Genomic DNA, 12,508 nt, shown 5'->3' with positions numbered 1-12,508 from the left:
AAAGACGGTCAATTGGGGAAAGGGAAGCAGTGTGGCGTGTGAAGTATTTTTATTGATATGTTTTATGTTTGTTATTTTACTACTGATAATATGGAAATGGTTTGTCTTTGCTCAAATTAAAGTTTGTAAATGAAAAAAAGGCCGTCTGAAATGGATGATCTGTTTTCAGACGGTCTGGGGTCAATGGTTTGAATGCGTTATGGTGTAGGATTGTTACTTTTGCCGCGCTTCAAATGTTTTTGGTAGGCGATGACGTAGTCGGCCTTGCTCAAGCCCGCCAATACGCGGATGTGGGCGGCGGCGGATTTAGACATGGATTCCAAGGTATAGCCGCCCTCCAGTACGGAAACGACGCGTCCCTGGCAGCTTGCCGTTGCTTGGACGATTTTGTGCGTCAGCCAGGCAAAGTCGGCTTCATGCAGGTTCAGACGGCCTGTTTCGTCTTGTTTATGCCCGTCAAAACCTGCCGAAAGCAACACCAACTCGGGGCGGAAGGCCGTGAGCTTGGGCAGCCATTGTTCGCGGATGGTCGTACGGAAGATACGGCTGCCTGTGCCCGGTTTTAGGGGCGTATGCAGCATATTCTTATTGCCGGCGTATTGTTCCGCCTGAGGGAAGGGGAAGATGTCGGTTTCAAACAGGTTGAAAAACATCACGCGCGGATCGTCTTGGAGAATCTCCGCCGTACCGTCGCCGAAGTGGACGTCAAAATCGATGACGGCGATGCGTTGCAGGCGGTATTGGGCAATGGCGTGCATCACGCCGGCGGCAACGTTGTTGATCAGGCAAAAGCCGCCGGCGCTGTTGCTGTGGGCATGGTGGCCTGGCGGGCGGATGGCGCAAAAAGCATGCCAGGCCTTTTTGTTCATCACCATATCGACTGCCTTGACGACGGCGCCGGCCGCAAAACGGGCGGCTTGGAGGGAGTCGTGGCAGATGACGGTATCGTCGTCGATACGGTGGATTTTACCGGGGAGCGGCTGGGCGGCTTCCAACTCGTGCAGATAGTTGCGCGAGTGGACCAATGCCAGCTGCGCATCTTTGATTTCCGGTGCTTCGGCGGTTTGCAGGCGACGCCAAATGCCTTCTTGTTTTAAGGCGGTTTGAATGGCGCTGATGCGTTCGGGCCTGTCGGGATGGTTGGGCCCCGGCTGGTGCTGTAGGAATATCGGATGCGAAATCCATACGGTGCGGGCGTTTTTGCCAAACAAACGGCGCAGGCGAGTACTGATGCGCCAAAGGATTTTTTTGAACATGGAACAGTATGTGTCGGACAAGTCGTAAAGACTGCTAAATATGGTTAATAAATACGGAAATACTTGGAAATTTTTCAGACGGCCTTTAGAATAGCTCAATTTTGCAGTCCAACCAATGTGTTTGATTGCAGTGTGCAGTTTTTTACTTAATCTAAAACTTGAAAGAACGGATATATTATGAATCAAGCAGTGGCTCAATTTGCCCCTTTAGTGCTGATCATGGTGGTGTTTTACTTCCTGATTATGCGTCCTCAACAAAAGAAATTCAAAGCGCACCAAGCGATGTTGGCCGCTTTGAAAGTCGGCGATAAAGTCGTTTTGGCGGCAGGTTTCAAAGGTCGCGTGACCAAAGTCGGCGAGCAATTCTACACTGTCGACATCGGCCAAGGTGCGAAAATCGAAGTGGAAGTTGAGCGCAACGCGATTGCCGCGAAAGCCGAATAATCCGTTTTTTTGCAAAAAGCCGCCTCATTTTCCGAGCGCGGCTGTTTGCCTTTATAAATAAAGCAAAGGTTTACCATGAACCGTTATCCTTTATGGAAATACCTGCTGATTGCGTTCACGATTGTGGTTGCGGCTGTTTACTCGCTGCCCAACCTTTTCGGTGAAACGCCTGCTGTACAGGTATCGACCAACCGACAAGCCATCGTGATCAACGATCAAACCCAGTCTAAAGTGGATGCCGCGCTGAAACAGGCGGGTATTCAGACTGATGGTATGTTCATCGTCGACAACTCGCTGAAAGTGCGTTTCAAAGATACCGAAACGCAATTGAAAGCGCGCGACGTCATCGAAAATACTTTGGGCGAGGGCTATATTACCGCGCTCAACCTGTTGGCAGACAGCCCTGAGTGGATGGCGAAAATCAAAGCCAATCCGATGTTCCTGGGTCTGGACTTGCGCGGCGGCGTGCATTTCACCATGCAGGTGGACATGAAAGCCGCGATGCAGAAAACGTTTGAACGTTATTCCGGCGACATCCGCCGCGAATTGCGCCGCGAAAAAATCCGTACCGGCACGGTGCATCAGACTGAAAACGGTCTGACCGTGCCTCTGCAAGATGCTGCCGATGTACAAAAAGCCTTGCCTCAGTTGCAAAAATTGTTCCCTGAAGCCACGCTGCTGCCGGACGGCAACAATATCGTGCTGACTTTGTCTGAAGAGGCAATCAATAAAGTACGTTCTGATGCGGTTAAACAAAACATCAATACGTTGCACAACCGTGTGAACGAATTGGGCGTAGCCGAACCGGTTATCCAACAATCCGGCCTTGACCGTATTGTCGTACAGCTGCCGGGCGTGCAAGATACTGCCAAAGCCAAAGACATTATCGGCCGTACCGCAACTTTGGAAGTGCGTATGGTGGAAGACGATCCGATCAAATTGCAAGAAGCTTTAAACGGCAATGTGCCGACCGGTTACGAATTGCTGTCAAGCGGTGGCGATCATCCGGAAACTATCTTGGTCAACAAACAAGTTGAACTGACCGGCGACAACATCAACGACGCGCAACCTAGCTTTGACCAAATGGGCGCGCCTGCCGTGAGCCTGAGCCTAGATAGTGCGGGCGGTAGCATTTTTGGCGAATTGACTTCGGCCAATGTGGGTAAACGTATGGCTATGGTGTTGATCGACCAAGGTAAATCCGAAGTCGTTACCGCGCCTGTCATCCGTGCCGCCATTACCGGCGGCCGCGTGGAGATTTCCGGCAGCATGACGACAGCCGAAGCCAACGATACTTCATTGTTGCTGCGTGCCGGTTCGCTGGCCGCGCCGATGCAGATTGTCGAAGAACGTACCATCGGCCCGTCTTTGGGTAAAGAAAACATTGAAAAAGGTTTCCACTCTACCTTGTGGGGCTTTGCCGCTGTTGCTGCATTCATGGTGATTTACTACCGCTTGATGGGTTTCTTCTCTACCATTGCCTTGAGTACCAATATCTTGTTTTTGGTGGGTATTTTGTCTGCCATGCAGGCAACGCTGACCTTGCCGGGTATTGCCGCCTTGGCCTTGACCTTGGGTATGGCGATTGACTCCAACGTGTTGATTAATGAACGTATCCGTGAGGAATTGCGTGCCGGTGTCGCACCGCAGCAGGCCATCAACCTCGGTTTCCAACACGCTTGGGCAACCATTGTCGACTCCAACTTGACCTCTCTGATTGCCGGTATCGCTTTGTTGGTATTCGGTTCCGGCCCGGTACGCGGTTTTGCGGTTGTACACTGTATCGGTATTCTGACTTCGATGTATTCATCCGTGGTCGTGTTCCGTGCTTTGGTCAACCTGTGGTACGGCCGCCGTCGCAAATTGCAAAATATTTCCATCGGTTCGGTATGGAAGCCGAAAGCTGAAATGGCAGAAGGCAAGGAGTAAAACATGGAATTATTTAAAATCAAACGCGATATTCCGTTTATGAGCTACGGCAAACTGACGACTTTTATTTCGTTGGTTACGTTTATTGCCGCCGTGTTCTTTTTGGTAACCAAAGGCCTGAATTTCTCCGTCGAATTTACCGGCGGTACGGTGATGGAAGTCCAATATCAGCAGGGTGTTGATGTGAATAAAACACGCGAACGCCTCGATACGCTGAAAATGGGCGATGTACAGGTTCAGGCATTGGGTACGAACAAGCACATCATGATCCGCCTGCCGAACAAAGAAGGAGTAACCTCCGCCCAGTTGTCCAACCAAGTGATGGATTTGCTGAAAAAAGACAATCCTGACGTTACCTTGCGCCAAGTCGAATTCATCGGTCCTCAAGTCGGCGAAGAATTGGTCACTAACGGTTTGATGGCATTAGGTTTCGTGGTGGCAGGTATTATTATTTACTTGTCCATGCGTTTTGAGTGGCGTTTTGCAGTATCGGCGATTATTGCGAATATGCACGATATCGTGATCATTCTCGGCTGTTTCGCCTTCTTCCAATGGGAATTCTCATTGACTGTCTTGGCAGGTATTTTGGCAGTTTTGGGTTATTCCGTGAACGAATCCGTGGTGGTGTTTGACCGTATTCGTGAAAACTTCCGTAAGCCGCATATGCGCGGTCATACTGTGCCGGAGGTCATCGACAACGCGATTACCGCCACCATGAGCCGTACCATCATTACCCACGGTTCGACCGAGGCAATGGTTGTTTCTATGCTGGTGTTCGGCGGAGCGGCCTTGCACGGTTTCTCTATGGCGCTGACCATCGGTATCGTGTTCGGTATTTACTCTTCCGTATTGGTTGCCAGCCCGCTCTTGCTAATGTTTGGTTTGAGCCGTGAGAACATTGCCAAAGAAGTGAAGAAAAAAGAAGAGGTTGTAGTCTAAACACTGCAATAATTCAGTAAAGGCCGTCTGAAAATTGATTGAATCAGTTTTCAGACGGCCTTTTGTATTTAAATTTCAGAATGTTTTATTTTGATGAAATCAGAGGGGATAAATGTGAAAGAAAAAGAAAAAAATATGGACGATATAATTTTGTGATGAATCAAGTTTATTGTCTGATATGCCCTTAATTGCTTGTCAGTGCCAATATTTTAAAACATAATACTTTTGCCCCCAGTACTGGAGTTTTACTACAAGTACATGATTTAAAAAAATCTGTCGGGTGTGCAGACCCTGCCAATCAACCTCAAATAAGGAAGGTTAAGAATGAAAGTAACCAGTTTCGGCGAAGTGCTGTGGGACGATTTTCCAAACGGAAAAGTATTGGGTGGCGCGCCCTTGAATGTTGCTGTCCGTTTGCAGTCTTTAGGTATCGATGCTGCCATCATCAGCCGTCGCGGTGATGATGCCGACGGCGAGGAATTGCTGCGCCAGGTCCAAAGCAAAAACGTCAATACTGATTATTTGCAGGTTTGCCACGAATGCGCGACCAGTTTGGTAAAAGTGCATTTGGACAAGTGCGGCAGTGCGTCTTATGAGATTGTTTATCCTTGCGCGTGGGACAGAATTGCGAATAATAATGCGGCAATCAAGCGAGTGGCGGAATCCGATGCGTTCGTTTTCGGCAGCTTGGCAACCCGTGACGAGGTTTCGCGTAAAAGCTTGGACGCTTTATTGAAAGAAGCCAAATTCAAAATTTTTGACGTTAATCTGCGTAAGCCGCATTACGATATTGACCGCTTGTTGGAGACCATGAAACAGTCAGATATGGTCAAACTCAATGACGATGAGCTGTATGAGTTGGCTGCGGCTTACGGCTCTCCTTATCACAGTATCGAACAAAATATCGGCTATCTTGTTAAGCTGACCGGTGTCAAAATCTTGTGTGTGACTTTGGGCAGCTATGGTGCGGTTTTGTATAAGGACGGCGAGATGTACCGTCATTGCGGTTTCCGCGTTAAAGTGGTGGATACTGTCGGCTCGGGCGACAGCTTTCTTGGCGGTTTGACTTACAAATTGTTGAACAATGCGCCTCCTCAAGAAGCCATTACTTTTGCTTGTGCGTTGGGCGCGTTGGTTGCTTCGCGTCATGGTGCAACGGCGGATATTTCTTTGGAAGAAATTGAAGCATTTATGAATCCGGCTTGATGCTTCGATAATAGATATAAAAAGGCCGTCTGAAAAAACATTAAATCAGGTTTTCAGACGGCCTGAGTGTTTTTAGGCTTTACCAATAAGTGGTAAAGCATTCCAGGTTGGTATTTTTCGGGCCGCTGCCTTCTTCGGTCGGCGAACCAATCATCATCAGACCGATGATTTTGTCTTTGTCGGTACACTCAAATGCTTCGCGCAACAATGGGCTGTTGACCCACATGCCAGTAATCCAAACATTGTCGAAGCCCTGGGCTGATGCGGCCAGTTGCAATGCGTAGGCGGCGCATCCGGCGGTCAGCATTTGCTCCCATTCGGGTTTGGGTTTTGCCACTTCACGGTTTGGCACGAATGTAACGCCGATAATCATGGGCGCCATGTTGCCGACGCGTTCGGCTTTTTTCATGGCGTCATCGCCGAAGTTGAGTTCGGTAACGGTCTTGCTCAAAAGCCCGCGGAAACGTTCCAAGCCGGCCTCGCTTTGAATAACGGTAAAGCGGTAGGGGCGCATATTGCCGTGATCGGGCACTTGGGTTGCCGCTTGCAGCATTTGTTCCAGTTGCTCGGCATTGGGTGCCGGAGCCGTCAGTTTTTTGGAAGAGCGACGTGTGGTCAGGAGATTTAAGGCATCCATGTTTTATTCTTTCTTGTGAACTTGAATGAGAATAATTATATAGCGGAAAGATAAATAAATCAGCAAAAGACTGAGGCCGTCTGAATTCAGGTTCCAGACGGCCTTTTGGTTTTACAGGATACCGTTGTTTTGCGTATTTTCAGTAATCAGTGCTTTGCTGAGTTCGTCGGCGGTGTAGCTCTTACCGCTTTCAAATACAAAGCTGTCGATATTATTGTTGGCAATATCATGGATGGTCAGGGTTTCGCCTGTATCTTTGATGGTTAAGACCCAATCATCGCCGGTTTTCAACTGTAAATCTTTCAGCGTCAGCCCTTCTTTAAAACGGACTTGGGTATCGCTGCCTCCATACGGATTAAAGGTGTCGTTGCCGCTGTTTCTGCCAAACATGATAACGGTGTTGTCGGCACCAGGATCGGTAATGGTGTCGTTGCCGCCGGCCGTATCAACGATGTTGATGCCTCGGCCCAAAGTAATGGTTTCATCGCTGCGGTTGCCCCTGTATTCGACAACAGAAGTGTAACGCGACAAATCTAAATCGCTGTTGTCGCTATCGGCATGGATGGTGTGGTTGAAGTTGTTGTACACATCCCGGTTGAGTTCTTCAACGGGTTGGCCGGTGTATTGGACGATGTTTTTGTTGCCGATCATGTGCGGGATAGACAGTTTGAAGTGGTTGATCAGCTCGCCCGTGCTGTATGAGGTATTGCCGTCAAACTGAAACTCGGAAATCGCCCCATAGATACCGCTTTGGTTTTTGATGGTCAAAACATCGTCTGTGCCTTTGATGCGGATATGCCAAGTGTCGCCATCCAGCAGGGGAGGAGATACAAATTGGTTGCTGTCGGGCAGGTCGGCAATCCCGGTTTTGTCGTAACCTTTTTCAACGGTAATTTCAAGGTCGTCAATGGTAATGCCGCCGCTAAATTTCACGGTGTTGGCGTTGAGCGTGTGCAGGCCGGCCTCGTTGTCGAAACCGAAGTTGTAGTCGAAAATGGTGTCGTGTCCGTAACCTTTTCCGAAAACATAGGTGTCGTTGTGTTCGCCGCCTTCCAGATAATCATTGCCTGCGCCGCCGTCGAGTAAGTCGGCACCTACATGGGCATAAAGTTTGTCGTTACCGTTGCCGCCGTAGAGTTTATCGTCGGAAGCGGGTTCGTTGCCGTAATAGGTTTCGCTGTGTTCGCGCAAGATGTCATCGCCGTCGTGGCCATAGAGGATGTCGCGGCCGTCATTGCCGCCGTCGATTTCATTGTTGCCTGCATCGCCATGCAAGGTATCGTCGCTGTTTGTACCGACAAATTTGATGGCTTCGGCCTTCAGCGCTTGGAAGGCTTGTTGGAACTGCGTGGCAGTGTAGGTTTGGTCGCTGAACTGGAAACGGTCGATGGAAATGCTGCCATCTGCGCCGATTTGGTTTTGAATCAGGGCTGAACCTTGCTCCGACGTAATTTCCCAGCTTTGGCTGCCGTCGTCGTTATGAATGGTCTTCAGGTTGAGCTTGGCATTGTTCAGGCCGTCTGAAAACTTGAGGGTATTGATGCCTTGGTTGTCAATAATGGTATCGTTGTCGCCGTAGATATAGGTATCGTTTCCGGCGCCGCCTTTCAGGATGTCTTTGCCGTTGCCGCCCACCAAAACATCATCGCCAGCATCGCCATTGATGGCATCATTGCCGTCGCCGCCATCCAGATAATCGTTGCCGTCGCCGCCATTGAGGTTGTCGTTGCCGCCCATGCCGTAAACGGTATCATCACCGCGTCCGCTATTGAGGCGGTTGCGGCCTTCGTTGCCGGTCAGGATGTTATTGCTGTTGTTGCCGGCGGCAAAAATATTGGCTGTGCCGGTCAAGGTAACATTTTCAACGTGGGTGGCGGCAGTATATGAAATGCTGCTGAATACGGTGTCTTCGCCGCCACCAGCTTGTTCAATCACCACGTCTTTTGCGTTATCAACATAGTAAGTGTCATTGCCGTCCCTGCCTTCCATGGTGTCGGCACCGGCTTTGCCGTCGATAATATCGTCGCCGGATGTGCCGATTAGGTGGTCATTACCGTCGCTGCCATCGATGGTCCGGCCGCTTTCGGTATGACCTGCTAGGGAAAGGTCAAAATATTTGGCAAAGCTGTTCACATCCAGTTTTTGTGTGCCGATGATGAATTGGGAGACTGCCGGCGTTGTACCGTTTTGCGTGTATTGGTTTTGGATGGTTAAAACGGCATTGCTGTTTTTCACGGCAATCAGCCAGTCTTGACCGCCGGTTTCGTTGTTTCGGACTTCGACGGTTAAATCGTTAAGGCTCAGGTCGGTATGGAAGCGGATACTGTTGTGACCTTGGTCGTCGATGACGGTGTCTTGTTCGCTTTTGGCAGAGAAAAGGTAGGTATCGTCGCCTTCGCCACCTTCAAGCACATCGTTGCCTGCTTCGCCGTTGAGGGTGTCATTGCCTGCTTCGCCGAAAAGACGGTCGTTGCCTTCGCCGCCGTTGATGAAATCGTTGCCGCCGCCGCCGTAAACGATGTCGTCGCCGCGCCCGCTGTTGAGTCGGTTGCGGCCTTCATTGCCGATGAGGATGTTGTTGCTGTTGTTGCCTGCGCCGAAGATGTTGGCCGAACCGGTCAAAACAAGGTTTTCAACGTAGTTGGGGAGGGTATAGCTGACGTTGCTGTAAACCGTATCATCGCCGCCGTTTGGGTCTTCAATGATTGTATCGTCGCTGCGGGTGACATAATAAACGTCATCCCCGGGCGTGCCTGTGGTTGTTTGGGCAAGGGGGGGAGGTTGTAATTGCTCTGCATGTCGTAATTCAAATTGCGCATTGCAGATGCGGGTTGCTTTTTCGGTTGTCATGATATTTTCTTTAGATATTGATGAGAGTAACAAGGAAGTAAACGTATCCGGCATATGTCCGGTATTGCTTAATTTGTATTGTGTTTAGGCTATATATACTAGTGCCGAAATTTGATAAAAACAACAAAAACATTAAGATATGACAATAATTAGAGAGCCTTGTCGGGCCGTGTTTGCCGTCCCTTCTTTTACTAAATGGTTTTGCCCTGTTTGATTGTTTTGTGCCTTCTATACCACACATTGATTTCTATAGTTTCAAACTATGAAGAGTGTAAAAAGGCCGTCTGAAAAAAAGAAGCAGGTTTCGCATTGCAAAACCTGCTTCTGATTTTTCAGACGGCCTGTCTGATTACAGCGTACGGGCAACTTCGACGATGTCGAAACATTCGAGTTGGTCGCCTTCCATAATCTCGTTGTAGCCTTTGATCATCAGACCACATTCGAAGCCCATGCGGACTTCTTTGACGTCGTCTTTGTAGCGTTTCAAAGAAGACAGTTCGCCGGTATGGATGACCACGTTGTTGCGGATGAGGCGGACATGGGAATCGCGTTTGACCACGCCGTCGGTAACCATACAGCCTGCAATATTGCCGACTTTGGAAACGGAGATAACCTGACGGATTTCAACCGTACCGGTGACTTGCTCTTTCTCTTCCGGAGAGAGCATACCGCTCATGGCGGCTTTCACGTCGTCGATGGCATCGTAAATGATGTTGTAGTAACGGATTTCCACGTTTTCATTTTCAGCCAGTTTGCGTGCGGAAGCATCTGCACGGACGTTAAAGCCGATGATGAATGCGCCGGAAGCGATGGCCAAGTTGACATCTGATTCGGTAATGCCGCCCACGCCGCTGTGCAACACGTTCACTTTCACTTCGTCGGTGGACAGTTTTTTCAGGCTGCCCGCCAAAGCTTCGTAAGAACCTTGTACGTCTGCTTTGATGATGACGGACAAGGATTGGGCTTGGTTTTCGCCCATGTTGTTGAACATGTTTTCCAGTTTCGCGGCCTGTTGTTTGGCCAAGCGCACGTCGCGGTATTTGCCTTGACGGAAGAGGGCGATTTCGCGCGCTTTTTTCTCATCGGCCAATACCATTGCATCTTCGCCTGCATTCGGTACGTCGGACAAGCCGAGGATTTCGACAGGGATAGACGGTCCGGCTTCATTGATGGCTTTGCCGTTTTCGTCAACCATTGCACGGATTTTACCGAATGCAGTACCGGCCAGCAGCATATCGCCTTTTTTCAGCGTACCGCTTTGCACCAAGAGGGTGGCAACCGCGCCGCGGCCTTTGTCCAAACGTGCCTCAACGATGATACCTTTGGCTGGTGCATCGACAGGGGCAGTCAGTTCCAATACCTCGGCTTCGAGCAAGACGGCTTCGAGCAAGGCATCGATATTGATGCCTTTTTTGGCGGAAACGTCGATAAATTGTACATCGCCGCCCCATTCGTCTGGCACGACTTCGTGCGCGGTCAACTCTTGGCGGATGCGCTCTGGATTGGCGGCTTCTTTATCGATTTTGTTGACGGCAACTACTATCGGCACGCCTGCGGCTTTGGCGTGGGCAATCGCCTCGATGGTTTGCGGCATCACGCCATCGTCGGCTGCGACCACAAGAATCACGATGTCGGTTGCTTTCGCACCGCGCGCACGCATGGCGGTAAACGCTTCGTGACCCGGAGTATCCAAGAAGGTAATCACGCCGCGCGGGGTTTCAACGTGGTATGCACCGATGTGTTGGGTAATGCCGCCCGCTTCGCCTTGTACCACTTTGGCACGGCGGATGTAGTCCAGCAGGGAAGTTTTACCGTGGTCAACGTGACCCATGACGGTAACCACCGGCGGACGCGGCAATGCTTCGGCTTCCACGGCTTCCACGCCTTCATCCAAGAATGCTTCGGGATCGTCGGCGGCGGCAGGTTTACCGATGTGGCCGAGTTCTTCTACCACAATCAGGGCGGTGTCTTGGTCGATGGATTGGTTGATGGTGACCATCATGCCCATTTTCATCAGGGCCTTGACCACTTCGACGCCTTTAACGGCCATTTTGTGCGCCAAATCGGCAACGGTAATGGTTTCGGGAACCAAGACTTCGTGTACGACAGGTTCGGTCGGTGCTTGGAAGGCGTGTTGGTTCGGCTCGAGTTTGAGTTTCTTGCCTTTTTTACCGCTGCGTACGCGCTCGTCGTCGCCGTTGCGCGCATTGTTGCGGTCACGACCGCCTTTGCCGCCTTTGCCTTTGGCGTTGCGGCCTTGGTTCTCTTCGTCACGATCACGGCGGTCGTCTTTTTTATTGCGCACGTTGTGTTCGGATTTGCCTTCACCGGATGGGGCTTTGGTTTTCTCGGCAGATTTGTTGCGTTCGCCTGATTTGGATTTGGCTTCTTTGGCAGATTTTGCTTCTTGCTCGGCCTGTTGTTTCATGGCTTCGCGGCGTGCTTGACGCTCTTGTTTTTCTTTCAACAAAGCCTCTTGATGCGCACGCAGTGCGGCGGCACGGCGGGCTTCTTCATCGCGTTGAGCCTGTTCTTCCTCGCTGACGACAGGTTGCGGTACGGCAGGCGCGGCAGGTTTGGCTGCCTTTTTCGCTTCTTTGCCTTTACCGCCTTTGTCTTGTTTGGCTTTGGCAGGTTTTTTGGCTTCGGCCGGTTTTTCAGCTTCAACGGATTTTTCAGACGGCTTGTTGTCTGCTTTGGCTTCTACTTTAGCTTCTGCGGCTTCAACCGGTTCGGCTTCTTCTTTTTTGGCTTCGGCAGGCTTGCTTTCTGCTTTTGGTGCGGCTTTGGCTGCTTTCAGTCTGGCTGCTTCGGCCTCTGCTTTGGCGCGGGCTTCGGCTTTTGCGGCTGCTTCTGCTTCAGCTTTGGCTTTTTCTTCGGCAGCTTTTGCGGCTGCTTTTTCTGCTTCGGCTTTTTGGTTTTCAGCCGCTACTTTGGCTTTGGCTTCCGCGGCCAATTCTTCGGAAGAAGGAATGGTAACGGCACGGCTGCGGCGGCGTGTTTCCACTTTTACGCCGTCAACGGTGCTAACTTCGGTTTTTTTGCGGCGGATGCTGATGGTGCCGCTGTTGCTGCCGTTTTTCTTTTGCAGGTAAGCGGTCAGCAATTGTTTGTCGTCAGTGGTCAGGCTGTCATTACCGCTGTTTTTGTTGACGCCGGCTTCTTTCAATTGTTTAAGCAAATCATCGACGGGGCGGTTTAGTTCGGCGGCAAATTGTGCTACGGTTGTATTACTCATTCAGTACCC

At 50.4% G+C, this 12,508-nt stretch carries 8 protein-coding genes; 4 read left to right on the top strand and 4 right to left on the bottom strand.

What is annotated here, in order from left to right:
* Positions 1-197: 197 nt before the first annotated feature.
* The gene (locus BBP27_RS06300; RefSeq protein WP_070823211.1) at positions 198-1,256 is read right to left on the bottom strand and encodes a histone deacetylase family protein; all 1,059 of its coding nucleotides are present in this window, start codon (positions 1,254-1,256) and stop codon (positions 198-200) included.
* A gap of 177 nt (positions 1,257-1,433) precedes the next feature.
* On the opposite strand from BBP27_RS06300, the gene yajC reads away from it, so the two are divergent.
* From yajC to BBP27_RS06280, 4 genes are all read left to right on the top strand, one after another.
* A complete protein-coding gene (gene yajC, locus BBP27_RS06295; protein ID WP_003675720.1) occupies positions 1,434-1,700 on the top strand; it encodes a preprotein translocase subunit YajC in 267 nt (88 codons plus the stop codon).
* A gap of 75 nt (positions 1,701-1,775) precedes the next feature.
* Entirely contained in the window at positions 1,776-3,629 is a 1,854-nt protein-coding gene (gene secD, locus BBP27_RS06290) for a protein translocase subunit SecD (RefSeq protein ID WP_003745673.1), read from the top strand.
* A 3-nt stretch (positions 3,630-3,632) separates the two neighbouring features.
* A complete protein-coding gene (gene secF / locus BBP27_RS06285; RefSeq protein WP_003686183.1) occupies positions 3,633-4,568 on the top strand; it encodes a protein translocase subunit SecF in 936 nt (311 codons plus the stop codon).
* Positions 4,569-4,892: 324 nt separating this feature from the next.
* Entirely contained in the window at positions 4,893-5,774 is an 882-nt protein-coding gene (locus tag BBP27_RS06280; RefSeq protein WP_188211378.1) for a carbohydrate kinase family protein, read from the top strand.
* Between the two features lie 79 nt (positions 5,775-5,853).
* Here the strand turns inward: BBP27_RS06280 and BBP27_RS06275 are convergent, their stop codons facing one another.
* The 3 genes from BBP27_RS06275 to infB form a co-directional block, all read right to left on the bottom strand.
* The gene (locus BBP27_RS06275) at positions 5,854-6,411 is read right to left on the bottom strand and encodes a nitroreductase family protein (protein WP_188211379.1); all 558 of its coding nucleotides are present in this window, start codon (positions 6,409-6,411) and stop codon (positions 5,854-5,856) included.
* 111 nt (positions 6,412-6,522) lie between these two features.
* Positions 6,523-9,261: a calcium-binding protein gene (locus tag BBP27_RS06270; protein ID WP_188211380.1), complete on the bottom strand. Its 2,739-nt coding sequence runs from the start codon at positions 9,259-9,261 to the stop codon at positions 6,523-6,525.
* 349 nt (positions 9,262-9,610) lie between these two features.
* A complete protein-coding gene (gene infB, locus BBP27_RS06265; RefSeq protein ID WP_188211381.1) occupies positions 9,611-12,499 on the bottom strand; it encodes a translation initiation factor IF-2 in 2,889 nt (962 codons plus the stop codon).
* Positions 12,500-12,508 lie beyond the last annotated feature (9 nt).

The sequence above is a fragment of the Neisseria sp. RH3002v2g genome (assembly GCF_014596425.2).
Taxonomy (GTDB): Bacteria; Pseudomonadota; Gammaproteobacteria; order Burkholderiales; family Neisseriaceae; genus Neisseria.
Note: the sequence above shows the minus strand (reverse complement) of the source record. Positions and strands in the feature narration are given on the sequence as shown.

Excerpts from the sequence above, each read along its gene's own strand:
- BBP27_RS06280 (WP_188211378.1), top strand. The coding sequence starts at position 4,893 with ATGAAAGTAACCAGTTTCGGCGAAGTGCTGTGGGACGATTTTCCAAAC.
- secD (WP_003745673.1), top strand. The coding sequence starts at position 1,776 with ATGAACCGTTATCCTTTATGGAAATACCTGCTGATTGCGTTCACGATT.
- BBP27_RS06270 (WP_188211380.1), bottom strand. The coding sequence starts at position 9,261 with ATGACAACCGAAAAAGCAACCCGCATCTGCAATGCGCAATTTGAATTA.
- BBP27_RS06300 (WP_070823211.1), bottom strand. The coding sequence starts at position 1,256 with ATGTTCAAAAAAATCCTTTGGCGCATCAGTACTCGCCTGCGCCGTTTG.
- infB (WP_188211381.1), bottom strand. The coding sequence starts at position 12,499 with ATGAGTAATACAACCGTAGCACAATTTGCCGCCGAACTAAACCGCCCC.
- secF (WP_003686183.1), top strand. The coding sequence starts at position 3,633 with ATGGAATTATTTAAAATCAAACGCGATATTCCGTTTATGAGCTACGGC.
- BBP27_RS06275 (WP_188211379.1), bottom strand. The coding sequence starts at position 6,411 with ATGGATGCCTTAAATCTCCTGACCACACGTCGCTCTTCCAAAAAACTG.
- yajC (WP_003675720.1), top strand. The coding sequence starts at position 1,434 with ATGAATCAAGCAGTGGCTCAATTTGCCCCTTTAGTGCTGATCATGGTG.